Raw genomic sequence first — 25,221 nt, forward strand, 5'->3', positions numbered from 1 at the left:
GGAAAACACAAAAGCTTGGGAGATCGTAGGATGCGTATAATTGTATCAGCCGCTTTGGCAGCTTTGTTGTCCGGCTCGCTTTATGCTCAGGACGCCACGGGCGTATCAGACGATGTTTTCAGCGGCCGGCCGTATTCTCCGTATGCCGACCGTGCGTTTCCTACGAATGTGTATTTCGGCGACACGCATGTACATACCGGTTTGTCAGCAGACGCTGGTGGTTCTGGTACGCGGCTGATGCCGCGCGATGCATATCGTTTGGCCCGGGGCGAGCAGGTAACCTCAAACACGGGCCAGCCGGTTAAACTGTCCAGACCACTCGATTTCTACATGATCACGGATCACTCTGACGCCATGGGCGCGATCATTGATATCCTGGAGGGCGCGCCGAACATCATGGCGGACCCTGACGGAAAAACATTTCACGAGGATTTCAATGCAGGTGGCACTGTTGCTGCAGAGGCGATGTTCCGCCTGATCACTCAGTTTGCCCAAGGCACCATTTCTCCGGAACTGAACTATCAACCGGGTAATCCGGCCTACAAACGGGTCTGGGATGATATCGTTCTGGCAGCGGAAGAGTTTAACGATCCCGGTGTTTTCACAACGTTCATTGCCTTTGAGTGGACCTCGCTGGTCGCGGGCAACAATTTGCACAGAAACGTCATTTTCCGGGACGGCCCAGAGCGTGCCGGTCAGGTATTGCCTTACACAACAACACCGCCCGTAGGGTCCAGAAACCCCCGCGATTTGTGGGCTTGGCTTGAGAACTACGAAAACACCACTGGCGGAGATGTCACAGCCATTCCGCACAATGGCAACCTTTCGAACGGTATGATGTTTGCCCTGCAGGATGATTTCGCGGACGGTGCCGAACTTGACGCCGAGTACGCAGAAAATCGGCAAAAGTGGGAACGGTTATATGAGGCGACGCAAATGAAGGGCGACGGAGAATCGCATCCTCTGCTGTCTCCGACGGATGAATTTGCTGACTTTGAAAACTGGGATGTTGGGAACCTTGATCTTACCGAACTGAAAACGCCAGAGATGTTGCCCGGAGAATATGCACGTTCGGGTCTCAAACGTGGCCTGCAGCTTGAAAGCAAACTTGGTGTGAATCCGTTCAAATTCGGCATGGTCGGCGCCAGTGACACGCATGTCGGCATGACAACAATGGAAAACAACAACTTCTTCCACAAATTCACAACTTATGAGCCATCTCCGGACAGAGTTGTAGAAAACGGAGAAATCCACTTTTCGAACAAAACGGCGGATGGGCTGGCCGGAATCGCGGCATGGCAATATATCACTTCCGGGCTTACAGCGGTCTGGGCAACAGAAAACACACGCGGTGCAATATTCGACGCGATGGAACGTCGGGAAGTCTATGCGACCACCGGCAACCGTTTGCGCCTGAGATTTTTCGGTGGCTGGGATTTTGACGAGAATGACGCGAATACTCGGGAACTGGCGCAGGTTGGCTATGCCAAGGGCGTACCAATGGGATCAGATCTGTCCGCAGCACCTGACGCAAAAACCTCGCCCCGCTTTCTTGTTTATGCGCTGAGAGATCCGATTGGCGCGAACATTGACCGCATACAGGTGGTCAAAGGATGGCTTGATGCAGAAGGAAACACGCAAGAGCGCGTTTACGATGTCGCATGGTCAGACCAGCGCATACCGGATGAAAACGGTAAACTGCCGCCGGTTGGTGATACGGTGGACCTGGCGGTTCCGAATTGGACAAATACAATCGGCGCTGCCGAGTTGGGTACGGTTTGGACCGATCCGGAGTTCGATCCATCGCTAAAGGCGTTTTACTATGCTCGTGTGATCGAGATTCCGACCCCGCGCTGGACAGCATATGACCGAGTGAAATTCAACGTCGAGTTTCCGGACAACGTTACCTTGAAAGGACAAGAGAGAGCCTATTCTTCGCCGATTTGGTACAATCCCTAAATCGGTACTCAAGATGCGAAAAACGGCGCTGCTATACCAGCAGGCTTAGCGCCAGATTGCTTGCAAGACCGTAAATCGCAAGCAGGCTAAAGCTCATCGATGCCTGTCGCAGCCCGGTCCGTCCGCGCAAAGCACCGAATGAATATCCGATGCGGGCAATTGCAAAGCAGACCAGCCAGACCTGCGCTAATAGGGTTGCCGGAGAAGTGATGCAGACGATGAATGCCAGAAAAATGAAATAAACGGTATTCTCGGTCGCATTTCGGTGGGCGTTATGGTGACGCTCAAGCTCGATCCAGCCCTGTTCGTCCACGTCTTCTTTGCGGGCGTTGTTTTGGGTCCATTCCTCGTGGGTGGCGTACATGTTGTGATGCAGACGTGTCAGTTCCGTCGCTGTCATCAACCAGGTGTGGTTCAGAACCAGAAGCAGTCCGCAAATCGTCAATGCCCAGACGATTTCAGTTGATGGCAGGGCAAGTACGAATGGTTCAACACCAAATGCCAGTAGATTGATAACAACACTGACCAGTATGAGTACAACCGGATACGCCTGGATGATCACTGCGTATTTGCGGATTCGTTTGTCTCGAAGCGTCACGATCTCCGCTTCATCTGCCCGCTGCGCTCTTATTGAATACGACATGCGTCATCTCGCTTTCTTTTGGAAGGCATCTCTTGATCCCGCGTTTACTCCGGATCGGGGCAATCAGCCACCCAGGCGTTAGGACCGACGGCAAAAGCGCGGCCCCCACCGTCGGGATAGCGGCCAGCCTGCAATGCTTGCTGGTCAGGCACGTTGCCGCTGAAATCGGCATCGACCTCATAAACTCCGGGTTCAAAGCTGGTCGGCGCAGCACGGCTATAGACTGTAACGACAAAAGGTTGACGGCCGGGTGCAAGAGCCAGCATGACCTTTTCGCGGCCCATTGATGCACCGGGGTATTGCGGGCAACCCAGCGATTGCAGATCAACACCGCGGCTGCGCAGTGCGCCGGTGACGTTGTACCGGCCCTCCGAGCCCGGCTCTTGCCAGTCAAAGCGGATGCCTGCTGCGTCCAAGGACATTGCAACCCCGGCCGGCATAGCCGCCCCGGATATCGCACGCGGCGCTTGCGGGTTTACTGCGTCGCCGTCGGCTCTGCTCATCGCAAGTATGGTATCTGCCATCGGGCCTGCCGCTGCGGCCCATCGCCACTTGACCTGGCATTCGGCCCGCGCCCAAGGGGCCGCATTTGGCTCGCGCTTTACCCATTCATGTTCACAAGCATCCAGAAAGGCGGTTTCAGACTGGACCACCGGAAATGAGTCCGCCTGTGCCGCTGCGCTACCGGCGCTCGCGATCAGTCCTGCGATTATCAGAAACGAAAATGATGTCATGCGACACCCCCCATCCAGGCCTTGGCGTATTTGGAAATGGCCTCGCGCAGGTCGCGCTGCAGTGCTTGGGCACAGTCCGGCGTCAGCCCGCCGCTTAAAACCGTCTCGTCACTGCCCGCGCGGGTGCGCAAACTGACAAGATAGGAACGATCGATCATCCGTCTGTTGAGTGCGCGTGAAAACATCGCTGATGTGGACTTGCTGGCATGAACCAGTCCGCCATCCGGCGTTCGCTCAACCAAAGGTGGCGGCTCTTTCGCATTGATCCAGCTTCCCTGCCGCACGTTGAAATCCGCAATCTCGCCCAGCCGCCAGGATTTGCCGCCACTGTTGACCGCATCACTCGTAATCGTGATTTCGGCGGATCGTCGGTAGCGTGCCCCGATCAGAAAGGCGAGCGCCCCCATGGTCAGCGGGATCAGGTCGAAAAACGCGATGATCTCAAGCGTATTTATACTCGCCAGCATGATCACACCCACAACAATCGCAACCAAAGCTGCGATCGAAGGTCTTGCCGGGGTGATACTGAAGACAGTTTGACCGTCGCGTTCGGTTCGATGAAATCTGGCTTGCCCGCGATTGCCGAGTGTCAGAAAGAAGCCCAGAAGTCCGAGCTTCCCAGCAAGAAAAAATCCCGCTACGCCCAGCACCGCAAGAATAAGCACACCCATGCCCATGGCAAAACCACGCATCAAGAAGAAAGAGATCGGAGGTACGTTGCCGAACCGGCGTCTCTCAAGATTACGTTGATGTCAGACCGCGTAACTTGTCAAATGGAATGGTGTGCCGGAACAGTCTAAGCCTCGCACAGCCCCCCGTTCCCAAGACTGGTAGGGCTTTTTTTGTCCTGACCCGATGTAAATCGGGTAAACTTTGATCCACAAAGCCGCAAAACCGATCCGAGAGGACAAGAAATGGCCAGAACCATGCAATCCTTCCCCGTCTTTTCCGTGTCGGATTTACCCGACCAGATGACAGAGGCGGATGTTCAGGCCAACCGCTTTACGGAATCCGCCCTTGAACGCCACAAACGCGAAGGGCTGGAACTGGCTATTCGGGCGCGCTGGATCTCGTTGGCGGTTATTGGCGTCATGCTGCCGTTCCTTAACCCCAACATCGAGGTGCTGTATTACGAGGTGCTTCTGGTTCTGGTGGCGCTGAACGGGTGGGCGCTGCGCAAGGTCGGGCGGGTGGGCCGGTCGGGCGTCGAACTGTTTCTGATCTTCGTCGATCTGGCGCTGATGACCTTTATTCTGGTGTTCCCCAACCCGTTCAGCGTGACCGAATGGCCCGATGCGATGATCTACCGCTTTGGCAATTTCATCTATTTCTTCGTGATCCTCGCCAGTGGCACGCTTGCCTATTCCTGGCGCACCATTATGGCGCTGGGCAACTGGACAGCTGCGCTTTGGGCCATCGGGGTTGCGCTGATGTGGTGGTACGGCTCTGTCGATCCGGCGCTGACCGACGCAACGCAAACTGCCTTCGGGTTCGTGCCGCAGATGGTCACGCTTCTGGATCCGAACAGTCTGAGTTTCGACATTCGGACACAGGAAATCGTTGTTTTTGTCATCTGTGCCTACACGCTGGCGCTGACGGTGCGGCGCTTCAACCGGCTGTTGTTGGGCAACGCGGCGCTGGAACGCGAACGGGCCAACCTGTCCCGGTATTTTTCACCCAATGTCGTCGCCGAACTGTCCCAGAATGATGAACCGCTCAAGCAGATCAGATCGCAGGGCGTTGCGGTGATGTTCGTCGATATCGTCGGGTTTACGGAATATGCCTCTGAACGGCCGCCGCAGACCGTGATCGCAACGTTGCGGGATTTTCATGCCCTGATGGAAACCGCGATTTTCGACAATCACGGCACGCTCGACAAATTTCTGGGCGATGGTCTGATGGCCACGTTCGGCACGCCCGTTGCCGGTGAACAGGATGCTACGAATGCGGTTCTGTGCGCCCGCGCCATGATCCGGGCGCTGGATCAGTGGAACGACCAGCGCTGTGCCGCTGGCGAAACACCGATCGAAGCGCGGTTCGGTTTGCACTATGGCCCGGTTGTTCTGGGCGATATCGGGGTCAACCGGCTTGAATTTGCGGTGATCGGCAACACCGTCAACGTGGCCAGCCGGCTTGAGGCGCTGACCCGTCCGCTGGGGGCACGTCTGGCGGCCAGTCACGCATTTGTGCAACAAGTGCAGGACGAAGCTGTTTCACCCGAAACATGCCTGTCGGGCCTAACCGAACGGGGGGCACATCCCATTCGCGGGGTGGCGCAGGAAATCCCGGTCTGGACACTCAACTGACCGCCACCCGTTGTCCCGCGGGCCCGCGCGCCTTAAATACGTCAAGCGAACCCGCGCGCGCTGACCAGAACGCCGAAAGCAAAAGGAGACATCCCATGCGCCTGAATGCCGATTTTACAAAACGTGTTGTCGTGCGGCCATCCGATTACGAATGGGTGTCGTCCCCTGCAGGCGGTGTTGATCGCATGATGCTGGACCGGATCGGCGACGAAGTTGCGCGCGCCACGACGATCGTGCGCTTTGCGCCAAATTCCTATTTCGATGCCCATACCCATGACGGCGGCGAAGAATATCTGGTGCTGGACGGCGTGTTTTCCGATGAAAGCGGCGATTATCCGGCAGGGTCTTATGTGCGCAACCCGATCGGGACAGCGCACAAACCCCACACAAAGGGAGGGTGCACCATTCTGGTCAAACTGCACCAGTTCGATCCAGACGATACCGAACAGAAGGTGGTTGATACAAGAAGCGCACAGTTTGTTCCGGGTTCGGCGCCGGGCCTGTCGGTATTGCCGCTTCACTCTGTCCCGGGGGAAAACGTTGCGCTTGTGCGCTGGGCGCCGGGCACGAAATTCACCGCCCACCGCCATTGGGGCGGAGAAGAGATTTTCGTGATCGAAGGCACGTTTCAGGATGAACACGGCGACTATCCGGCAGGCAGCTGGCTGCGCTCACCGCATCTTTCACAGCACCAGCCGTTTTCCGAAGAGGGGTGCCTGATCTACGTGAAAACGGGCCATCTGGCGCCGCACGCCGATGCGGCCTAGCGCGGCATCGGATTGCGCGCCTTGTTATAGGCGGTCCAGTCGGTGATTTCAGGATAATACATCTCGCGCCAGCGTTTCACCCGCTTGTTCATCACCTTGCGCCACAGCGGCGGCACCATCGCCGCCATGGTCATCACCGGATACCCGTAAGGCAATTGCGGCGCATCGGCTTCGGTATAGTTCTGCAACAGGGGAAAGCGGCGGTCGGGTTTATAATGGTGGTCAGAATGGCGTTGCAGATTGATCAGCAGCCAGTTCGATGCCTTGAACGGCGCGTTCCAGGAATGGCGGGGCTGGACGTGTTCATATTTGCCATCGCCCAGATGTTTGCGCGTCAGCCCGTAATGTTCGACATAGTTCACCAGTTCAAGCTGCCAGATCGCAACGCCCGCCTGCATCAGAAACAGCCCAAAGCCCGACCAGCCGCCCAGAAGAAACGCCAGTACCAGCATCGCGCCCTGCAGCGCCCAGTATTTGAAAAACGGGTTGCTTAAATCAGTCCACGGCAGGTTCTTGCGCGCCAGCATGTCCTTTTCGGCCCGAAACGCCGAGATCAGGCACTGTTTCAGCACCCGCGGATAAAACCGGTGAAACCCTTCATTATAGCGCGCAGTTACCGGATCGCGCGGCGTGGCGACATAGCGGTGATGCACCAGCAGATGTTCGGACCGGAAATGCGAATAGAGCACCATGGCGAGCAAGACATCGGCCAGTCCACGTTCCAGACGGTTTTTCTGATGCATCAGTTCGTGGCTGTAATTGATCCCGATTGTCCCGGTCATCACGCCGACACCAAAGAACAGCGCCAGCTTTTCGACCGTGTTCAGATGATCCGACTGCGGCACATACCAGATCAGGGCGAACACCGTCACAAACTGCAATGGCACCCATGCAATCGTAATGCCCTTGTACCAGAACAGTTCGTCCTCGTCGGTTTCAGGATCGGCATTTTTAGTGTTCATGCCCAAGACCGCATCCAGCCCCGAAAACAGCGCCCAGGTGGCCAGCGGCAACAGCAAGACCGTCCAGCCACCGTTCAGCGCGCCGATCCATGCCAGCGGGATCAGGGCCAGGGACAGCGCGAAAGGCAATGCCGCGGCGGGCGGTGTGGTTTGTGGTGCAGAACGTGTCATGCCGGGCCTCGTGTTTCGTCGATAAGGATATAACCCGCCATGGCCGCCTGCACAAAGCCTGCGTTAACTTGCGTGGCGTAAATCATAGGCTTTGCGCATCACGGTGGGCAGATCGGATGGCCGGAACCTGTCGCGCTCCAGAAATTCGCCCCTGTCCACCGGATGATCCTGCGCCACGGTGGCAGACCTGACGCGCAGGATCAGATGAAAGTGGGTGAATGTATGGCGCACCTCGGTCTTGGTGTCGGTCCAGTCCGCAACGCAGGGCGGGCTTTCTTGGGGCGCGGTTTCGGCCCACTCCGATCCCGGCCACCCGAGCATGCCGCCCAGCAATCCCTTATCGGCGCGGCGTTCCAGCAAAACCGCGCCATCGCTGCGTTCGACAAGATAGACAATGCCATAGCGCGTCGGTTTGGGTTTCTTGGGTGTTTTCCTGGGCAGATCGGCGGCGGTACCCTGCGCGCGCGCCGCGCAGGGCGTGCGCCACGGGCAGATGCCACAGGCGGGCGATTTCGGCGTGCATATCGTTGCGCCCAGATCCATCACCGCCTGCGCATAATCACCGGGTCGCAGATGCGGGGTCAGCGCGTCGGCCTGCGCCGTCAATCCCGGTTTGGCGGCAGGCAACGGCGTGTGAATATCGAACATCCGCGCCATCACGCGTTCCACGTTGCCGTCGACCACCACATGGCGCAGATCGAACGCGATTGATGAAATCGCCGCCGCTGTGTAGGGCCCGATGCCCGGCAGGGCGATCAGCGCGTCGTAATCGGGCGGAAACCGGCCGCCGTGATCGGCCACGATCTGGCGCGCACATTTCAGCAGGTTGCGGGCGCGGGCGTAATATCCCAATCCGGCCCATTCGCCCATCACATCACTGTCTTGGGCCGCAGCCAGATCGGCCACAGTGGGCCAGCGCGTCGTGAACCGCAGGAAATAATCGCGCACCGCCGCCACAGTTGTCTGTTGCAACATGATTTCCGACAACCAGACCCGATAGGGATCAGGGTGCACACCGGCCTTGCGGGCGGCAGGCGGTACCCGCCACGGCATGTCGCGGGCATGCACGTCATACCAGGTCAGCAACGCGTCGGCCAACGCATCCGGGGCAGGCAGGTCACGCAATGTTTATACTCCGGTCAGGTCGGTTTCACTGGCGCTGGATCATCTGTCCACTAAAGTAGCGCACAACGCGGAGAACCAAAACCATGACCTTGAAACAGGGCGGCACCAAGGGATTCAAGCGGACCGCAACGCTGTTGACGGACCGGATCCGGCGCGCGGGTGAAACGCGCGGCTTTGCCGTCAGCCGTGTGCTGACCGGGTGGCCGGAAATCGTGGGCGACGATATCGCTGCCATCGCGCGGCCCGTTAATGTCAGCTATGGGCGCGGCGGCTTTGGCGCAACGCTGACGGTTCTGACAACCGGCGCACAGGCCCCGATGCTGGAAATGCAAAAGGAACAACTGCGCGCCAAGGTGAATGCCGTTTACGGCTATAATGCCATTTCGCGTATCCGCATCACCCAGACTGCGCCCACAGGCTTTGCCGAAGGGCAGGCACAGTTCGAAATGCGCTCGAAACCACATGCCGAAAACCCAGCCGATCCCGCGGTGGAACAATCCGCCCGCGACGCGGCAAAGTCGGTTGAAAACGAAAACCTGCGTTCCGCGCTGGAACTGCTGGGTAAAAACGTTCTATCAAAAGCAAAACGCTAGGAAAGGATCCGCTATGAAGCGTGTGATCGCCGTCATTTGTGCTGCCGTAACCCTTGGCCTCGGGGCTTTGTGGTTCACCGGCACGTCTTCCACCCCGCCCAACCCGCTGGTCGGGGCAGCCAACGCCCAACAGGCTGCGGATATCGATATTTCCACCATCACCGAGATGGTGCAAGGCGATGAAAACGCGCCGGTCACCGTGATCGAATATGCGTCTTATACATGTCCGCATTGCGCATCGTTCCACGCCGGTCCCTACAAGCAGTTGAAGGCTGATTATATCGATACCGGCAAGGTCCGGTTCGTTTACCGCGAAGTCTATTTCGACCGATTCGGCCTTTGGGCATCGATGATTGCCCGCTGCGCCGGACCTGATCGCTTTTTCGGGGTGTCCGATCTGCTGTATTCCGGTCAGCAAACATGGGCCCGCGCCGGCGATCCGAACCAGATTGTCGAAGAATTGCGTAAAATCGGGCGTCTGGCCGGGGTCAGCGATGATGAACTGAATGCCTGTCTGCAGGATGCGGACAAGGCGCAAACTCTGGTGGCATGGTATCAGGCCAACGCCGAAGCGGACGATATCACCTCAACCCCGACCTTCATCATCGACGGCACCAAATATTCGAACCTCAGCTACGATGATATGTCGGCGCGGATCGAGACTGCATTGGGCAACTGATGCCGGGACCGCTTGCTGGGCTGAAGGTCATCGAACTGGCGCGTATTCTGGCCGGCCCCTGGGCCGGTCAGACGCTGTCGGATCTGGGGGCCGAAGTGATCAAGGTGGAATCGCCCGATGGCGATGACACGCGCAAATGGGGCCCGCCCTTTGTCACCCGTGACGAAGATGTCTCGGCGGCCTATTTCCATTCCTGCAACCGGGGCAAGGCATCGGTCACTGTCGATTTTTCCACGCCCGAAGGGCAGGAGCGGATCAAGGCCCTGATCGCGGATGCCGATATCCTGATCGAGAATTTCAAGAAGGGCGGGCTGGCAAAATACGGTCTGGCCTATGGCGATCTGCACAAGATCAATCCCCGCCTGATCTATTGTTCTATCACCGGATTCGGGCAGGATGGCCCCTATTCCCATCGCGCCGGGTATGATTTCATCATTCAGGGCATGTCTGGCCTGATGTCGATCACCGGAGAGGCGGACGGCCAGCCGCAGAAATCCGGCGTGGCGATCACCGATATCTTCACCGGCGTCTATGCCACCACCGCCATTCTGGCTGCCGTGCATCAGCGCCAGTCGACAGGGCAGGGCCAGTATATCGACATGTCCCTGCTGGATGTGGCCGTGTCTGTCACCGCAAATCAGGCGATGAACTATCTGGTCACCGGCACACCGCCCGGCCGGATGGGCAATGCCCACCCCAACCTGACCCCCTATCAGGTGTTCGATTGCGCCGACGGGCATATCATCATCGCCACCGGCAATGACGGCCAGTACCAGCGCCTGTGCCGGTTGCTGGGGCTGGATGACATGGCGCAGGCACCTGACTTTCTGTCCAATGCCAAACGTATTGAAAACCGCGCCGACATGACAGCCCGCCTGACAGCGGCCACGTCACAACGCACCAAGGCCGATCTTTTGGCAGCTTGCGAGGCTCAGGGTGTGCCCGCCGGCCCGATCAACACGCTGGACGAGGTGATGGCCGACCCGCAGGTCGTGGCCCGCGACATGCAGATCGAACTGGATGGCGTGCCGGGTGTGCGATCCCCGTTCCGGTTTTCCGATGCCAATCTGGCCCTGCACCGTCCGGCGCCCAAACTGGGCGAAGACAACGCCGGCTGACGGCCAGACCGATCCGGACATGAAAAAGCCGCCGGTGCGAATTGTATCGCGCCGGCGGCTTTTCCGGTTTCTGTGTGATCGTGGATCAGACGGACATGCAGATGTATTTCATCTCCAGATAATCCTCGATGCCGTGGTGGCTGCCTTCGCGGCCCAGACCGGATTGCTTGACACCGCCAAACGGCCCGACCTCGGTGGAAATGATGCCGGTGTTGACGCCGACGATCCCGTATTCCAGCGCTTCGGCAACCTTGTAAACGCGGCTCAGATCCTTGGCGTAGAAATAGGATGCAAGACCAAAGATCGTGTCATTGGCCATCGCGATCACTTCGTCTTCATCCTCGAATTTGAACAGCGGCGCCAGCGGGCCGAATGTTTCTTCCTGCGCCACCTTCATGTCCTGCGTCACGCCGGCAACAATGGTGGGCTGGAAGAACGTGCCACCCAGCGCGTGGGCCTTGCCGCCCGCCAGAACTGTGCCGCCATTGGCTGTCACGTCCTCGATATGTTCGACGACCTTGTCGACCGCATCGGCATTGATCAGCGGGCCGGTTGTCACACCGTCAGACAGCCCGTCGCCAACGCTCAGCTTGTTCACCGCAGCCGTCAGTTTTTCGGCAAAGGCGTCGTAGACACCGGCCTGAACGTAAATCCGGTTGGCACAGACACAGGTCTGCCCGTTGTTGCGGAACTTGCACAGCATCGCGCCTTCAACGGCGGCATCCAGATCGGCATCGTCAAACACGATGAACGGGGCGTTGCCGCCCAGTTCCATGCTGCATTTCATCACCTGATCTGCGGCCTGACGCAGCAGGATGCGGCCGACTTCGGTGGATCCGGTAAAGGTCAACTTGCGTACGGCGGGGTTTTCGCAGAATTCCTTGCCGATTTCCGATGACCGGGACGACGGAACAACGTTGAACACGCCCGCCGGAATGCCCGCGCGCTCGGCCAGCACACCCAGAACGGTGGCGGACAGTGGCGTTTCCGCCGCAGGGCGCGCCACGAACGCACAGCCCGCCGCCAGTGCCGGGGCCGCCTTGCGCGTGATCATCGCATTGGGGAAATTCCACGGCGTGATGGATGCGGCCACACCGATGGGCTGCTTGATTACGGTGATCCGCTTGTCGCGCTGGTGGCCGGGAATGGTTTCGCCGTAGACGCGCTTGGCCTGTTCGCCAAAGAACTCCACGAACGAGGCTCCGTAAACGATCTCGCCCTTGGCTTCGGCCAGCGGCTTGCCCTGTTCGGCGGTCAGGATCATTGCCAGATCATCGGCGTTTTCGATCATCAGATCGAACCACTTGCGCAGCACGGCGGCGCGTTCCTTGCCGGTCCATTTGGCCCAGTCCTTTTGCGCCGCTTCGGCCTGCGCAATGGCACCTGCCACCTGGGCGCGGCTAAGATCGGCGACCGCGGCAATCACATCGCCGCGCGCCGGATTGGACACATCGAACGTTGCGCCCCCGTCGCCATCGATCCATTGCCCGCCGACATAGCCTTGGGTTGCCAGAAGGCTGGGATCTTTCAAAAGTGATTTCAGGTCTGTTGTCGCATCAAGCATCGCGCGCTCCCTTCATGTTTGGTGTTGCAGCACCCAAAGCAAGTCGCAGGGCATTTGTCCAGAGCCACGTGCAGGCGAATGCGAAACCCGCGGGTGTACGCCCGCGCCGCAAACGCAGCGCCTTTATCGGGCCTGCGGGAGTCCGTATTCGGGCCAAAAAGAAGCGGTCAGAGCCGGATGACGTAATCCTTGGTGGTGGTTTCCAGAACCTCCCACGTGCCAGAAAAGCCGGGGCGCAGAATGAAACTGTCGCCCGCTGTCACTGTGATCGGTGCGCCGCCGTCTTCTGTGACGACGGATGTGCCCGACAGGATGCGGCAATATTCCCATTCGTCATAGGACATGCGCCATTTGCCCGGCGTGGATTGCCAGATGCCACAGTAAAGCCCGTCGCGCTCTTCAAGGTTCCACGTGGTGAATTTGGGATCGCCTGAAATCAGCTTTTCGGGCGCGGGGGCGTCGTATTCTGGATCGCCGTGCGGCGTTACGGGAAACATATTCAGGGTCATGCAGGGCCACCGTGGTTAGAAGATCAGACCAATGATATACGCCATTGCAGTACGGCTGCAACGCGCGCTCTTTCAATTGAAGCGATGATTTGCGACAGTTTTATCCGACAGTTCGGAATGTTTTGATGTAAATCCACGTAACATTCCTTATATCAAGGGTAACAGGTTGGAAAAAGGAACGTTTCATGGCCAATTTTGACGCACAGGTGAAAGAATCCCAGGCCCAGGTGGCCGAGGCACAGGCAAAAATCGCCGAACTGACCGGCCGGATCGAAACTGCGCGGGCCAAGATGAAATCCGGCGATGATGCGATGATCGACATCGAAAACGCCACGCTGGACGATGTGCACGCGCATACGGATGTGATGAACGCCAATATCGCCGAACTGATCATGGGGTTGGATGATGTGACAGCGGCCTTTTCCAAGGATTTTGACGAAATGCGCAACAAGACAGGCTGGGAAAGCTTTGTCGGCGTGTTTTCAAAGGGCAAATCCGACAGCATGCGGCAGGAACGGATGCGCACCGCTTCGATTGACGACAAATTGCAGGATCTGATCGGCAAATCCGATGTGATCGTGCAATTGCTGGAAGGCCAGTTGCGGATGCTGGAAGAGCAGCGCACCAAGGTCGAGGGCAACCTGTCCGAAACGCTGGATGAACGCGAACTGACGGTCGGCGAACTGGAAGCCACACGCGCCGAAATTCTGGGAATGGACCCCAAGATCATCGCGCTGGAAAACAAGATCGCGGTCGAACAGGATGCCGCCGCGCGCACCAAACTGGAAACCGAACTGGCCGCGCTGAACACGAAATACAATGCCATGGTGCAGGACGAACAGGTCAAGCTGGCGAAATCGCAGACGCTGGAACGCTATATCGAAAAGGGCAAGACCTGGATTGATTCGCTGCAAAACCAGGCGGCAACGCAAATGGTTTTGATCAACAAGCTGCAAACCGACACAAAACAGCGCGTGGTGCTGTATGATGCCCTGTCGAAATCGTTGAAAACCGCTCAGCAACAGGACGTTGCCCACCGGATCAACGAAATTGGCGTGCAGACGGATCAGGAGGCGCAAACCGCCATGGCCTCGATCGGGACAGCCACCAACAAGCGCATGGCCGACATGATGGAAGCGCATGAAGACCACATGGTGTTTGCCCGCGAGGTTCTGGAAGCCAAGGCCAAGGCCGACGAACGCTTTGCCCGCCGCTTTGGGAAGATCATCGAGAAGCACGACAAGAACCTTTACGGCGGATAGATGACAGATCCTGTCACACCGGATCGCGACCATGTCGGGCTGACCGATCCTTTTGCCTCGCGACGGTACTTCAAGAAGTTTGAGTCGATCATCGGCCACATGACCCGCGTGGCCGGGGTGATGGAAGCCGAAGGCAGCCTGAGCAAGGACGAGGTCAAGGTTTTGACGCGTTATGGCGCGGCGCTGTCTTATACGTTTCGCGCGCTTAGCCTGAAATATCTGCTGGTGGGGCGGGATACGGGGCGGTTTTTCGGCAGTCTGGCGATGGACGCGCATGAAAGCGGATTTCCGGTGGCGGCCGAATTGCTGACTATGGCCAATGACGCGCAACAGGCCGCGCGGCATCTGGACAATATGCCGTCCGCAGAGGCGCTGAAAGACCAGATGGTGCGGCAGATCATCGGCGATCTGGAATTGCCGACCAAACTGCAATTCGCACTGTCCCAACGGCTCTACTACGAAGAATTGCTGCGCGGGCACCTGTTCTGGGCGCAGAACGATCCGCAGGCCGTGTGGACGGGCAATCTGTCGGAACAGCGGCGCAGGTTTCTGCTGCACTGGGCCGTCTATGACAGCCAGATCAACCTGCCGACAATCTATCTGATGGAGGTCGAGGACACCGGCAAGACCGCCTTGCCCAAGGATCAGAACCGCTGGCCCGAGGCGCAGGCGCATCTGATGGCGCAAAGCCTGGGCGGGCTGAAACTGTTGACCATCGCACAGGGGTTTGACCGAGATTTTGATGATCTGCATCCAAAGCGGCTGCGCCGGTTCCATATCGGCCCGATGTATTCGCATGCGTATACCGCACAATCGGGTCCGCTGCGCGAGGTTCTGGCCGAGGCAAAATCACCTGAAGGGCAGGACTGGGCGCTAGTCTGGACCACCGAAGATCTGGAAAGCGAGCGGGTGATCGAAGAGCGTGCCGGCTGGTTTTCAAAGGTGGAGCGGCAGGTTTTTGCCCTTGATCCGTTTGCCGGGCGCGGTGTGGACACCGGTGCCACCCGCACCGAGCGCAGCATCATCCTGCCCCAGCGCCCCTATCAGGTTCTGGAAGAAAAGAACCCGCCCGGCTTTGCCAGTGTGCGGAAATTTGTAGTGAGTCCGCAGGGGCGTGTTCTGTCCTATCGATGACGGATGCCTCCGGCGGGAGTATTTTGGGAAAGTGAAGATATGAGCCTGACCTCGGACCAGATGGAACTGCGCGAAGACGATATTGTGGGGCATTACCCTGCTGTTACGGCCATGCTGGAAGGGTTTGACCACACGCCCCGGATCGGAGTGGCAGACTCGGACGAGACACCGGAAAAATCCAGCGGGATCGGATCCCGGCGGCGGTTTCGCACCACCACACCCGGCCTTGTCACGCGGTCGACGGCGCGCAGCGAAGGGGTGCAACTGCTGGCGCGGATCGAGGCTGCGGATGGCGGGGATGCGCTGACATCGCCGTTGCAGGCGACGGTGATGAACGTGCTGCGGCGCGCGGTGTCGATCGCGCTGGCGGTGGCGGATCAGTACGGTGCGCAAACCGGGCTGGGCGATCTGAAACGGGCGAATTTGCAGGGGTCACTGGCGGCCGCGCGCAAGACCGAGTTTTCCGAATTGCTGGCGGCCGAGGCACTGATCACGCTTTATGTGTTTGGCAACGCCACGGCCTATCTGTTGTCGCCGCACCTGTCCGAAGTCACGGTCGAGGTCGGTGAGGTTGAAGAAATACTGACTGACAACGGGCAACTGGCGCTGCATGGCGCGCTGTGGGAACTGGATCAGGACATCGGCGCACATGCCGGTGACGATGCGCGCCTTGTGGCGACGGTGGCGGCCTTTGCCGAACAGCTGATGGAAAAGGTTAAGTTGCGCGCCCAGACCGCCGGGCGGCTGGAGCCGTTCAACGGCGCCGCGTGGCACGTGGCGGCGGATGATCTGACGATCCGCGGATTTTCCCCCAGTTCCAAGGCAAAATCGACCACCCTGACGATGACGTTCAAGAAACCGAACGAGGTGGTGGGCAACCATATTGCCAAGTATCAGGCGATGAAGCTGGCCAAGATGCTGATGGCCTATGATTTTGACAGGCGCCTGAACCCGTTTGCCGAACTGGGCGGGTTCATCTTTACCTTCATGGGGGATGGCAAGCCGGGCACGGGCAAGACGACCCTGATCCAGATGATGGCGGGCATGATCAACGACTATTGCCAGATTGCAGGCTATCCGTTCCGCTACCAGAATCTGAGCACGGACAATATCGACAGCTATCAGGGCAAATCGGGGCAGAACGCCAAGGCGTTCATCGACACGATCATCGACCCGTCGGTAATCGGGTTCGGCACAATCGATGATATCGACACGCTTGCAGGCAAACGCGGTGATCGCCAGTCCAGCGCCGGCCAGCTTGAGATTACGGCCGTGCTGATGGAAAGCTTTGCCGGGGCCAATACGGTGGTGCGCGGCAACTGTACGTTCGGGATGTTTTCGAACTATCCCGAAAATGTCGATGATGCGCTGCGCCAGCGCGCCGGCGCGCGGTTTCTGGTTGATGGTCCGATCACGCGCGAGGATTATATCGACATCCTGTATCTGCTGATGGGCAAGAACCACGACATTCCGCTGGGCGATCACGATGCCTATGCCGCGCAAGAGATCAAGAAGGCGGTCGCCGCCTCTTTCGCATCGTATGCGCGACCGCACGAGGACGGGTTGTTGCGGGTCTATGAACAGGTCAGAGGCGACATCGGCGCGCTGGATACGATTGCCAAGCTGGGCACCTATCTGAAAGGCATTCAGGAGGCGGATGACCGTTTTACCGGCCGCGCGATCAAGAACATCACAGACGCGGTCAAGGTGCGGGCAATGGATTTCGAACTGCCCGACGAGTGGATGGAAAACCCCGATCTGTTCCTGTTTCAGGATTACGACACGAAAATGAACATGATCAAGGAACTGCGCCAGCCGATCACGGTTGAGATGGTGATACAGGAAATCAACCGCTACGCGGATTCAGAATTCCGCTATGCGGATAAATCCGACGAGGTGGCGATTGACAACATGGTGCGCGAATACGAGCGGACCGAAGCGGCGAAGAAGCGGTATCTGGAAGGGAAATAGAGCTTCATGCTTACAGATGTGTTTTTCACAAGATACGAAGAGACAGCACTGTTTAGGAGTTTGCTTCGGCGAGAAAAAAGAACGCTACATCAGTGCTTTACTATACTTGAAGATTTCCACCCCTACTGGGGAGAAGTAGGTAAAGAACAAGAATCGAGTGCCAGTTTTTGGGCGGAAGTTCATAAAAGGCTTGCCAATGAGCTAGGTGCTCGTTGGTTGTCCGATGCTTATTATCAGACCGACGTCGGCCTCGGAGAATACAGGCGGACCGAAAGCAGGCAAAGGCCGTACATAGAAATTTGTAGAAACTGGTATTCCGCGCAAAAAGCATTGGATGCTGATATTGATCAATACCTAAAGGAAAGGCTCGGTCTAATCGAGGTCGGTTTGCGACAGAAGTATGAGCGTGCAGAGGCAATGCGTGATACTGTGAAAATAGGCGGCCCAGTCGCGGATATGGTCTCTAAGGCTTACCAACTAGAAATTCAAAAATATGAAGACGCTGCCGCCGAAGTTAACTCCAGATTTCGCGCTGCAAACTTTCCTTTGCACTATCACAACGGCCTTTTTCAAATAGAGGCTGATCAATTAGTCTCACACGAAATCAAACAACCATTTTGGAGTCTAGTTTCTGAACCAATCTGGCAAAATGTTGATTTGGACATGAAAGAAGCGGTTGATCAGAGGGACAATGGAGGAAAAGATCCAGCATTTTTTGCGGCCAAAGCGCTCGAAAGTACACTCAAAATCATTTCAGGCGAGCTATGTGCGACCCATGGGAAAGAAAATGGAGCTCACAGTTTCATTGACAACTTATCAAAGAAAGATCTGGTTTTCTTGGAGGTTTGGGAAAAGGAGTTACTCAAGGCTTATTTTTCAAAGGTTCGGAACCAGCTTGGTCACGGCCCCGGAAGCGAACCGATGCCGCAACTCACAGTGTTTCAAACTTCTTGGGCAATCGAAGGTGCAATGTCATGGATAAAAATGCTCGTCCTTCGGTTTGAAGAGAAGAGGGGTTCATCCCTATGAAACGGCTTATCCAACGTGGCCTGATGTTCGGTAACCTGATCGAGGTTGCCTCGCCCGCGCTGGTGGACCGGTATAACCGTGCGCTCAAGCATCTGACAGGCAAGACTACGCAGCTGTCCGATTTCCACATCGACATTTCCGGCTATTCGCCCGAGATCGGGGACGAGCTGAACGACCATCTGTATCTGAACCATGCCGGGGTGAACCGGCAGTTCATTCTGCTGACGACCGATCAGAAACGCGCGCCGCTGCTGAATACGAAATTTTCAACCTCGCGCGGGATATTGCGCCAGTTCATCACTGAAAACGAGGCGCAGTTATTTGCACTGACGGCCCGGGATGCCGTGGCGGGGGAGCTGGTGAATTCGGTCTATGATGTGTCTTCGCCCAAACGTCTGTTCGATATCCGCAGCGTCACCGTCGAGGCCGATACCACAACCGGCACGGTGCGCGATGCCAAGGCGCTTGGCGATATGGTGGACCGGTTCAAAACCGCCGAGGACGGCTGGTTTGATGATGTGCTGATCGCGGACATGATCACATTGGCCAAACGCACCGGCGATGTGACGCGCAATCCGGTCAAGCTCAGACACATGAAATTCGAACAGGATAATTTCTGGACCGCACATTTCGGCGGGCTCTACCTGTTTCGCGGGGTCGAACATCCGGCGCTGATATCGGTTGGGCCCAAGGCGCCGCTGGGCGAATTGCCGATCCAGTATGTGCTGGATTTTTCCGAACCCAACAGGATCGCGCGGTTTTTCGAATTCAACGGGCTGGTCGAACCCATCGTCAAGGCGCGTGGCATCGATGCCGCCGCTATCCTGCGGCAAAAGATTGATTTCATCGTGGTGGATGCCGCAACCCAAAGCGGCATTGATCTGAAGGGGGCGACGCGGCGTGATATCAGGCGGCTGGCGCGCGAAAACGCCGCCGGTCTGCCGCCCGAATTCCACGCCCTGTCCGCGCTGCTGCGCTGGGCCGAAGATGGCGGTCCATGGCCGCGGATCGCGTCTGACCACCCGGCCTATTTCTATACGCTGCGCGCTGCCGATACACCCGACCGTGATCTGGTGAACATGCTGCTTGCCGAACTGACCCCAAAGGATATCCGCCAGTTGTTCATCTGCCACAAGGATGCGTTCTATCAGCGTTATCAGGGCTGGAGCGAGGCCAAGAAATCCTATGTGGTTGATTTTCTGGACCGGGAATATCAGGTAGACAAGGCAGGTGCGCGCCGCGCGTTGTTCGGGCATGATGCGCCGATGGAAGAACCTGCAGCCCCCGATCCCCGCGATCTGATTGATCGTGTCGGACCCTGGGGCGCGGTCAGGAAGGGGTAGCCATGTTTGCACTGGGTCGTTTGCTTGTCATCGGATTTGTGGTTCTGACCATCATCTACGTTGCCCTGTCGTTTTATTCGCGCGCGGTGCGCAAGGGAAAGCTGCAGCGCGAATGGGACGAAGAAGGCATGGAAGGCGACAAGGACGCATGGGTGCAACAGGGACTGGAAGACTATGACGGATCGCTGCGGCGCAAACTAATCCTGGGGGTTTACGTTGTGCCGGTTGTCGTGGTGTCGATCATCATCTATCTGACCAATTTCCACTAGGGGACGGGCGAAATGAAATACATCAAGTGGGCTTTGATCATTGCTGTCTGGGTCTTCATCGGCAGTTTCCTGCATTATACGCTGCCGCAACGCGACGTGGTGCGGATTACAGATACCTATCTGGAACGCATCGATTTCGGCGAGAATTCGATCTTCTGGTCGCATGCGCAAACCGGCGACAACCCGAACCTCACGAACCGCGATGTTTTCTTCATTCAGGCGTTCAAGGACAACGGCAAGCCGATCATCTACCGCAACGAAGATACCGGTTGGGGCTGGCCGCCGTTCTTCAAATTCGACACCTCGAACCTGCAGGCCGAAGCATCCGATCTGGAATCCAAGACAACGGCCGGTGGCGCGCAATGGGCTGTGATCCGGCATTACGGCTGGCGCAACGAATTCCTGTCGATCTATCCCAATGCGCTGGGTGTCAAACCGGCCACGGGCCCGGATCACCAACTGGGCCTGCCTTGGCTGAATATCATTATCCTGACGCTGCTGGCCGCACTGGTCTATGGTATCTGGGTACGCTGGCGGCGGTTCCGCCAACGCCGGATCGATCCGACGCTGGAAGAAATTTCAGACAGTTGGGAGGCCGCCGGCGATGCGGTGGACGAACGGCGCGGGCGTATCCGGCGCTGGTTTGACAGCTGGCGCAGCAAGTAGCCGCGCCAGCGCAATCACGCCTTTTGCAGCATCCGCCCCAACGGACGCCCGCCCAGAATATGCAAATGCAGATGCGGCACTTCCTGAACGCCATGTGTGCCGGTGTTTGAAATGGCGCGAAACCCGTCGCCCCCCGCACCGGGCTGAACGCCGGTGATTTTGCACACCTCGCCGATGGCGCGGGTAAAGCCGATGATTTCCGCATCCGATGCTTCAAGCGCGAAATGGTCATAACACACATAGGGCCCTTTCGGGATCACCAGCACATGCACTGGCGCCTGAGGATATAGATCGTTGAACGCCAGCGCGTGTTCGGTATCCAGAACCGTGCTGTTCGGAATCTCGCCGCGCAGGATTTTGGCGAAAATATTCTGGTCGTCATAAACATAAGCCATCATGTACCTCAGTCGGAAAACAAGTGTTCGGATGCCGTGACCTGATGCGCGTTGCCGTGTGAAATGGCAAGAAAAGCGGCCAGCTTTTCAGCATTTTTTTCTGGGTCATCCGTTTCACGCAACCGGTAGTGGTTTTCGAAATCGGCGTCGCGGATGCGGTCGCTTTCAAAGATCATGTCCTGCCGGATGGTGGGCAACAGCCGCTCCAGTGTCTCGGGCGGGGTGCGTTCCCCGGTAAGCCCAACCCGCATGGCATGCCCTTTCAAATAATCATCACTGAACTGGCATTCGATCTCAAGCAACCTGGTCACAGACCGGTCCGAACAGAAATCCTGCAACAGCTCGATGTTGTTGGGGTCCATGCAGACCAGCAGGCGATCGGTTTCGTAATAATCAAACAACATCCGCACCAGCGAACGGCGGTGCCGTGTACGTTTGCCAAGGGTCGTTTGAATGCCCCCCAGATCGGGAAGATCCGTATCTTCTTCGTTGAACAGATATTCGATTGTCGGGATGTTGCTGACCGCGCGAATGCGTTCGACCATCCGTTTGGCGACGTGCCATTTCTTGCACACCACGATCAGCAATTCACGTTCGCGCCCCAGCGTGCTTTCGGTTTCCCAGAACCGGCTGGCAAAACGCCGCCCGATCCGGCCCCGCCCGGTCAGGAATTTGAACAGGCTCTGGGCTTCGTTCGAAATCTGGAATTCGACACCGCTTGCCGCATAAAGCGCGCCCAGCCGGCGCTTCAGTTCGCGCGCCTCGGGGCTGATCTTGCGGGCAAAAAGGAAATCCTGGCTTAGCAAAAGATCGTAGTGATCGTTGTAAAAGGTAATCGGCACCCCGTAATCGGAAAACATCAGGCAGGTCAATGTACGAGTCTCGATCTCGGTCTCGGGCACAAGATGGCGCACCAGTGTCTGGAAAAATGTTTCATCCGGTATCCATGTGGTACGGAAAAACCGGACGACATCACGCCTTGATTTGATGAAATCCAGTATCCATTCGATCGTGCGCCGCCGCAGGCACCACCACTGGCTTCCTATCTGAACCTGAATATCGGGTGGGATGCTGCGGGTCAGCCCAAGCCGTTTCTGAAACCCGTAGGCCGCATAGAACAGGCCGGGTTGTGTGCGTTCATTGAACAGATGCCGGTAGATCAACCGCTCCTGCTTCATTCCGGTCTTGATCCAGTCGCTTTCGAAAAAATCAAAGCTTTCGATGTAATCGACATCGCGGCTGTCCAGAAATTCATGGGCGTATTCAGCCGATTTGATCGCCATGCAATCGCCGGACAACATGTAGAAATGCGTGGCCCGCGGAAACGCGTCAACCGCAGCTTCGACCGCATGGATGCTGGCCTGCACCAAAGACCACGCCCCCCACCCGCATTTGATCCGCTTGCGGGCAAACACGACGTTCGGATTGTCCTTGAGCGCGCGCCGGATCATATCGAAATGCGCCGGCTTGGCCCGCGCATCGAAATGGATGGACATATAGTCGCCAACAGCGGTCAGCCGTTCAGCCTGGTTGATAATGGCCTCCGGGTCTTTGTGGCATAGCAATATGTAGGCGATTTTGGCCATTCTCGGAACGTGACTGCCCTTTTTTTTGTGTTGCCTACCGTGATACTGTTGAACACTGATTGAATAAACAGGATTTGTTTGCTTTTTTGTCGGATGAAGCAACTGTGGTCACATAAACGCGCCGCAGCGCATAGGAGCGAGCAGTATGGGCTTTCCCGGTACGTGGATGACAGAAAGCGAAAGCGTGGTCTATCGCGTGGTGCCCAAATGCGCCTGTTCGACGATCGGGCAGATCATGTATTATTCAGATCACGGCGTTTTCTTTGATGGCGATATTCACGACGCCAAGGGCGGCCTGCACAAATGGGCGCTGGAAGACAGCCAGCATCTGATTTCGGCCAATGTGCAGGATCACGCCTCTTACGCCTTTACCTGTGTGCGCAATCCCTACACCCGCATCCTGTCATCATTCTTTGATAAAATCTGCGGCATCCAGCGCAACGGTAAACGCTACCGGGGCAATCTGGTGCCGCTGCTGATCCAGAAATACGGCATCGAAGTGGGCGGTGATGATGGCAAGCAGGAGTTTGACCAGATCAAATCCTTCCGCCGCTTTTTGTTGTTTGCACGCGATTCCATCCGCTGGCGCCGCCCGATGGAGCCTGATATCCACTGGTCCGCGCAGTCGGGCCACCTGTCTACCTTCATTGTGAACGGTGGCCGGTACGACAACATTTTCTGGACCGAAAAATTCAATGACGGCATGCAATCGGTGCTCAACGCCGTGGAGACACCCCATTCGGTCGATCTTGCCAGCATCCCCCGTTTCAACGAAAGCGAAGGCCACGGACCCAAACGCGCCCATCCGGTCGAGGATTACTTTGACGATCTGTCAAAGCATCTGATGTTTGAAATCTACAAGCGTGATTTCCAGTTGTTCAAATACGATTTCGATGATCCATCCAACAAGATGCCGACCGGCGAAATCGATCTGGATGAAGTGCACATTAAATTGGGCGACTGACTGCCGAAGCAGGCAAGTATTTATGAAAAGATGAAGACAGGCCGGTCTTCATTTGTCCAAAAATACTCAAAAAATCCGACAGTTATTGCAACCGCGCCAGCAGGTCGAGCGAAGGCTGCCCCGTTACGGCCAGCCCGTTAGCGCTTTGATAGGCGGTGATCGCAGCCGTGGTTTTCGATCCGATCACGCCATCGGTGCCGCCGGTGTCGAACCCGGCAGCGGTCAGCCCCTGTTGCAGGGCGCGGCGGTCGTTGATCGTCATGCCGCTGGCATCGGGGGGAAAGCTGCCCTGGATCGGCGGTTTGCCGATGATCCGGTCGGCCAGATGGCCGATGCCGATCACATAGCTTTCCGAATTGTTGTAGCGTGTGATCGTGGTGAAATTGCTGAACGTCATGAAGGCGGGGCCGCGGGCACCGGAGGGGATGATCACCGAAGCGCGGCCGTAATCCGGCACGGTGCGCCCGTTCATATCGCGCACCCCCATACTGGCCCAATCCGCGGTGGACCGGGCCGTACCGCGCCCGGTGAGACCGGTGTTGAACCCTTGCGGCAGGCGCACCTCGACCCCCCAGGGCTGGCCACGGGTCCAGCCGTTCTTAGCCAGATAAGCCGCCGCCGAGGCCAGCGCGTCGGTCGGATCATCCGACCAGATATCGCGCCGCCCGTCGCCGGTGAAATCCACGGCAAAGGCTTCGTAAGATGTGGGAATGAACTGGGTGTGGCCCATGGCACCGGCCCAGCTTCCGGTCATGCGATCCGCTGTTGTGTCGCCGTACTGCAGAATCCGCAGGGCCGCGATCAGCTGTTTTTCAAAAAACGTGCCGCGCCGCCCGTCAAAGGCCAGTGTCGACAGCGACGAGATTACCGGAATGTCGCCGCGCCGCTCGCCATAGCGGCTTTCCAGTCCCCAGATTGCGGTCACATATTGCTTTTCCACGCCATAGCGCGTTTCGATCCGGGACAGGGTGGCATCGTACTGGCGCAGTTTGGTCCGGCCCGTGGCGATCCGCTCGTCCGACGCGGCGATGGCCAAGTAATCTTCCAAAGAGCGTTTGAATTCAGTCTGGTTGCGGTCCCGTTCGATCACGCCGGGCAGATATCCGACACCGCGAAAGGCCCGATCGATCGTTGTGGCGGATATTCCGGCGGCGGCAGCGCGGCCCCGGAACCTGGCCACCCAGGCATCAAACCCGGCATTCGGAACCGATTGCATGCGTGTCGCTGACGCCGTGGAAGATGAGGACGAGAACGATGTGACATTGCCGCCACAGGATGCCAGTGCCGTTGCCGCCAGTCCAAACCCCATCATGCGTCGTGTCAGCATCGGTTTCACCCTTTTGTCTGTGCCGCGTTGTCCCACATCTACCGCAGCGGCGCGCGACATCAAGGTGCAAGCGGCGGGATCGGTGGATTTGCGCGGGTTCGGGCGTGCGCGCCATCTTGCGCTGTCAGGCGTCACCGCCTACATC

General features: G+C 57.6%; 24 protein-coding genes. 14 read left to right on the forward strand and 10 right to left on the reverse strand.

The genetic code is table 11. From position 1 onward, the window contains the following. The first annotated feature begins 30 nt into the window (after positions 1-30). Positions 31-1,959 carry a DUF3604 domain-containing protein gene (locus tag OLX72_RS07775; protein WP_433990212.1) on the forward strand — a complete coding sequence of 643 codons (1,929 nt, stop codon included), beginning with the start codon at positions 31-33 and terminating at the stop codon, positions 1,957-1,959. Positions 1,960-1,990: 31 nt separating this feature from the next. Here OLX72_RS07775 and OLX72_RS07780 read toward each other — a convergent pair whose 3' ends face one another. The 3 genes from OLX72_RS07780 to OLX72_RS07790 are packed head-to-tail and all read right to left on the reverse strand — an operon-like array spanning position 1,991 to position 3,803. Next, a complete protein-coding gene (locus OLX72_RS07780) occupies positions 1,991-2,602 on the reverse strand; it encodes an MAPEG family protein (protein WP_114871722.1) in 612 nt (203 codons plus the stop codon). A 44-nt stretch (positions 2,603-2,646) separates the two neighbouring features. Further along, a complete protein-coding gene (locus OLX72_RS07785; RefSeq protein WP_433990213.1) occupies positions 2,647-3,336 on the reverse strand; it encodes a hypothetical protein in 690 nt (229 codons plus the stop codon). Further along, positions 3,333-3,803 (reverse strand): hypothetical protein, encoded by a 471-nt coding sequence (locus OLX72_RS07790; RefSeq protein ID WP_433990214.1) that lies wholly within the window; start codon positions 3,801-3,803, stop codon positions 3,333-3,335. The genes OLX72_RS07785 and OLX72_RS07790 overlap by 4 nt, the downstream gene beginning before the upstream one ends. 447 nt (positions 3,804-4,250) lie before the next feature. Between OLX72_RS07790 and OLX72_RS07795 the strand changes: the two genes are divergently transcribed. After that, positions 4,251-5,642 carry an adenylate/guanylate cyclase domain-containing protein gene (locus OLX72_RS07795; RefSeq protein WP_114871719.1) on the forward strand — a complete coding sequence of 464 codons (1,392 nt, stop codon included), beginning with the start codon at positions 4,251-4,253 and terminating at the stop codon, positions 5,640-5,642. A gap of 95 nt (positions 5,643-5,737) precedes the next feature. Continuing rightward, on the forward strand, positions 5,738-6,409 hold the full coding sequence (locus OLX72_RS07800; RefSeq protein ID WP_114871718.1) for a cupin domain-containing protein: 672 nt from the start codon (positions 5,738-5,740) through the stop codon (positions 6,407-6,409). Here the strand turns inward: OLX72_RS07800 and OLX72_RS07805 are convergent. Then, positions 6,406-7,542: an alkane 1-monooxygenase gene (locus OLX72_RS07805; protein ID WP_433990215.1), complete on the reverse strand. Its 1,137-nt coding sequence runs from the start codon at positions 7,540-7,542 to the stop codon at positions 6,406-6,408. The two genes, OLX72_RS07800 and OLX72_RS07805, sit on opposite strands and share 4 nt — an antisense overlap. 63 nt (positions 7,543-7,605) lie before the next feature. Next, positions 7,606-8,667 (reverse strand): A/G-specific adenine glycosylase, encoded by a 1,062-nt coding sequence (mutY, locus tag OLX72_RS07810; RefSeq protein ID WP_114871716.1) that lies wholly within the window; start codon positions 8,665-8,667, stop codon positions 7,606-7,608. A gap of 83 nt (positions 8,668-8,750) precedes the next feature. On the opposite strand from mutY, the gene OLX72_RS07815 reads away from it, so the two are divergent. From OLX72_RS07815 to OLX72_RS07825, 3 genes are read left to right on the forward strand one after another with little or no spacing between them, the layout of a single operon-like run. Next, positions 8,751-9,260 carry a DUF721 domain-containing protein gene (locus OLX72_RS07815; RefSeq protein WP_433990216.1) on the forward strand — a complete coding sequence of 170 codons (510 nt, stop codon included), beginning with the start codon at positions 8,751-8,753 and terminating at the stop codon, positions 9,258-9,260. A gap of 13 nt (positions 9,261-9,273) precedes the next feature. Then, positions 9,274-9,939, forward strand: coding sequence for a DsbA family protein (locus OLX72_RS07820; RefSeq protein WP_114871714.1), 666 nt, complete (start codon positions 9,274-9,276; stop codon positions 9,937-9,939). After that, entirely contained in the window at positions 9,939-11,057 is a 1,119-nt protein-coding gene (locus OLX72_RS07825) for a CaiB/BaiF CoA transferase family protein (RefSeq protein WP_433990217.1), read from the forward strand. Before OLX72_RS07820 ends, OLX72_RS07825 begins: the two co-directional genes overlap by 1 nt. An 85-nt stretch (positions 11,058-11,142) precedes the next feature. Here the strand turns inward: OLX72_RS07825 and OLX72_RS07830 are convergent, their stop codons facing one another. Then, a complete protein-coding gene (locus OLX72_RS07830) occupies positions 11,143-12,621 on the reverse strand; it encodes an NAD-dependent succinate-semialdehyde dehydrogenase (RefSeq protein ID WP_114871712.1) in 1,479 nt (492 codons plus the stop codon). 167 nt (positions 12,622-12,788) lie between these two features. Next, entirely contained in the window at positions 12,789-13,130 is a 342-nt protein-coding gene (locus OLX72_RS07835) for a cupin domain-containing protein (protein ID WP_114871711.1), read from the reverse strand. 185 nt (positions 13,131-13,315) lie between these two features. On the opposite strand from OLX72_RS07835, the gene OLX72_RS07840 reads away from it, so the two are divergent. Genes OLX72_RS07840 through OLX72_RS07870 form a run of 7 tightly spaced genes read left to right on the forward strand, consistent with a single transcriptional unit; the run spans position 13,316 to position 20,804 of the window. Beyond that, complete coding sequence (locus OLX72_RS07840; protein ID WP_433990218.1) at positions 13,316-14,392, forward strand: hypothetical protein; 1,077 nt, start codon at positions 13,316-13,318, stop codon at positions 14,390-14,392. Beyond that, complete coding sequence (locus OLX72_RS07845) at positions 14,393-15,526, forward strand: hypothetical protein (RefSeq protein ID WP_433990219.1); 1,134 nt, start codon at positions 14,393-14,395, stop codon at positions 15,524-15,526. A gap of 39 nt (positions 15,527-15,565) precedes the next feature. Further along, positions 15,566-17,497, forward strand: a complete 1,932-nt coding sequence (locus OLX72_RS07850) for an ATP-binding protein (protein ID WP_433990220.1) — start codon at positions 15,566-15,568, stop codon at positions 17,495-17,497. 6 nt (positions 17,498-17,503) lie between these two features. Then, the gene (locus OLX72_RS07855) at positions 17,504-18,526 is read left to right on the forward strand and encodes an AbiJ-NTD4 domain-containing protein (protein ID WP_433990221.1); all 1,023 of its coding nucleotides are present in this window, start codon (positions 17,504-17,506) and stop codon (positions 18,524-18,526) included. Beyond that, positions 18,523-19,869 carry a DUF6638 family protein gene (locus OLX72_RS07860; protein WP_114871707.1) on the forward strand — a complete coding sequence of 449 codons (1,347 nt, stop codon included), beginning with the start codon at positions 18,523-18,525 and terminating at the stop codon, positions 19,867-19,869. The genes OLX72_RS07855 and OLX72_RS07860 overlap by 4 nt, the downstream gene beginning before the upstream one ends. 2 nt (positions 19,870-19,871) lie before the next feature. After that, the gene (locus OLX72_RS07865) at positions 19,872-20,138 is read left to right on the forward strand and encodes a hypothetical protein (protein WP_114871706.1); all 267 of its coding nucleotides are present in this window, start codon (positions 19,872-19,874) and stop codon (positions 20,136-20,138) included. Positions 20,139-20,150: 12 nt separating this feature from the next. Next, positions 20,151-20,804, forward strand: a complete 654-nt coding sequence (locus tag OLX72_RS07870; protein WP_114871705.1) for a DUF1523 family protein — start codon at positions 20,151-20,153, stop codon at positions 20,802-20,804. Positions 20,805-20,818: 14 nt separating this feature from the next. Here the strand turns inward: OLX72_RS07870 and OLX72_RS07875 are convergent, their stop codons facing one another. Next, entirely contained in the window at positions 20,819-21,199 is a 381-nt protein-coding gene (locus tag OLX72_RS07875) for an HIT domain-containing protein (protein ID WP_114872464.1), read from the reverse strand. 8 nt (positions 21,200-21,207) lie between these two features. Then, entirely contained in the window at positions 21,208-22,785 is a 1,578-nt protein-coding gene (locus OLX72_RS07880) for a DUF5928 domain-containing protein (RefSeq protein ID WP_433990222.1), read from the reverse strand. 145 nt (positions 22,786-22,930) lie between these two features. Here OLX72_RS07880 and OLX72_RS07885 point away from each other — a divergent pair, with 145 nt between their 5' ends. After that, positions 22,931-23,749, forward strand: a complete 819-nt coding sequence (locus tag OLX72_RS07885; RefSeq protein WP_114871703.1) for a sulfotransferase family protein — start codon at positions 22,931-22,933, stop codon at positions 23,747-23,749. A gap of 82 nt (positions 23,750-23,831) precedes the next feature. Here OLX72_RS07885 and OLX72_RS07890 read toward each other — a convergent pair whose 3' ends face one another. Next, the gene (locus OLX72_RS07890; protein ID WP_114872463.1) at positions 23,832-25,076 is read right to left on the reverse strand and encodes a lytic murein transglycosylase; all 1,245 of its coding nucleotides are present in this window, start codon (positions 25,074-25,076) and stop codon (positions 23,832-23,834) included. Positions 25,077-25,221: the final 145 nt, after the last annotated feature.

Source organism: Sulfitobacter sp. TBRI5, assembly GCF_051013555.1.
GTDB lineage: Bacteria > Pseudomonadota > Alphaproteobacteria > Rhodobacterales > Rhodobacteraceae > JL08.

Coding starts and splice junctions, on each gene's coding strand:
- OLX72_RS07775 (WP_433990212.1), top strand. CDS start 31: ATGCGTATAATTGTATCAGCCGCTTTGGCAGCTTTGTTGTCCGGCTCG.
- OLX72_RS07780 (WP_114871722.1), bottom strand. CDS start 2,602: ATGTCGTATTCAATAAGAGCGCAGCGGGCAGATGAAGCGGAGATCGTG.
- OLX72_RS07785 (WP_433990213.1), bottom strand. CDS start 3,336: ATGACATCATTTTCGTTTCTGATAATCGCAGGACTGATCGCGAGCGCC.
- OLX72_RS07790 (WP_433990214.1), bottom strand. CDS start 3,803: ATGCTGGCGAGTATAAATACGCTTGAGATCATCGCGTTTTTCGACCTG.
- OLX72_RS07795 (WP_114871719.1), top strand. CDS start 4,251: ATGGCCAGAACCATGCAATCCTTCCCCGTCTTTTCCGTGTCGGATTTA.
- OLX72_RS07800 (WP_114871718.1), top strand. CDS start 5,738: ATGCGCCTGAATGCCGATTTTACAAAACGTGTTGTCGTGCGGCCATCC.
- OLX72_RS07805 (WP_433990215.1), bottom strand. CDS start 7,542: ATGACACGTTCTGCACCACAAACCACACCGCCCGCCGCGGCATTGCCT.
- OLX72_RS07815 (WP_433990216.1), top strand. CDS start 8,751: ATGACCTTGAAACAGGGCGGCACCAAGGGATTCAAGCGGACCGCAACG.
- OLX72_RS07820 (WP_114871714.1), top strand. CDS start 9,274: ATGAAGCGTGTGATCGCCGTCATTTGTGCTGCCGTAACCCTTGGCCTC.
- OLX72_RS07825 (WP_433990217.1), top strand. CDS start 9,939: ATGCCGGGACCGCTTGCTGGGCTGAAGGTCATCGAACTGGCGCGTATT.
- OLX72_RS07830 (WP_114871712.1), bottom strand. CDS start 12,621: ATGCTTGATGCGACAACAGACCTGAAATCACTTTTGAAAGATCCCAGC.
- OLX72_RS07835 (WP_114871711.1), bottom strand. CDS start 13,130: ATGACCCTGAATATGTTTCCCGTAACGCCGCACGGCGATCCAGAATAC.
- OLX72_RS07840 (WP_433990218.1), top strand. CDS start 13,316: ATGGCCAATTTTGACGCACAGGTGAAAGAATCCCAGGCCCAGGTGGCC.
- OLX72_RS07845 (WP_433990219.1), top strand. CDS start 14,393: ATGACAGATCCTGTCACACCGGATCGCGACCATGTCGGGCTGACCGAT.
- OLX72_RS07850 (WP_433990220.1), top strand. CDS start 15,566: ATGAGCCTGACCTCGGACCAGATGGAACTGCGCGAAGACGATATTGTG.
- OLX72_RS07855 (WP_433990221.1), top strand. CDS start 17,504: ATGCTTACAGATGTGTTTTTCACAAGATACGAAGAGACAGCACTGTTT.
- OLX72_RS07860 (WP_114871707.1), top strand. CDS start 18,523: ATGAAACGGCTTATCCAACGTGGCCTGATGTTCGGTAACCTGATCGAG.
- OLX72_RS07865 (WP_114871706.1), top strand. CDS start 19,872: ATGTTTGCACTGGGTCGTTTGCTTGTCATCGGATTTGTGGTTCTGACC.
- OLX72_RS07870 (WP_114871705.1), top strand. CDS start 20,151: ATGAAATACATCAAGTGGGCTTTGATCATTGCTGTCTGGGTCTTCATC.
- OLX72_RS07875 (WP_114872464.1), bottom strand. CDS start 21,199: ATGGCTTATGTTTATGACGACCAGAATATTTTCGCCAAAATCCTGCGC.
- OLX72_RS07880 (WP_433990222.1), bottom strand. CDS start 22,785: ATGGCCAAAATCGCCTACATATTGCTATGCCACAAAGACCCGGAGGCC.
- OLX72_RS07885 (WP_114871703.1), top strand. CDS start 22,931: ATGGGCTTTCCCGGTACGTGGATGACAGAAAGCGAAAGCGTGGTCTAT.
- OLX72_RS07890 (WP_114872463.1), bottom strand. CDS start 25,076: ATGCTGACACGACGCATGATGGGGTTTGGACTGGCGGCAACGGCACTG.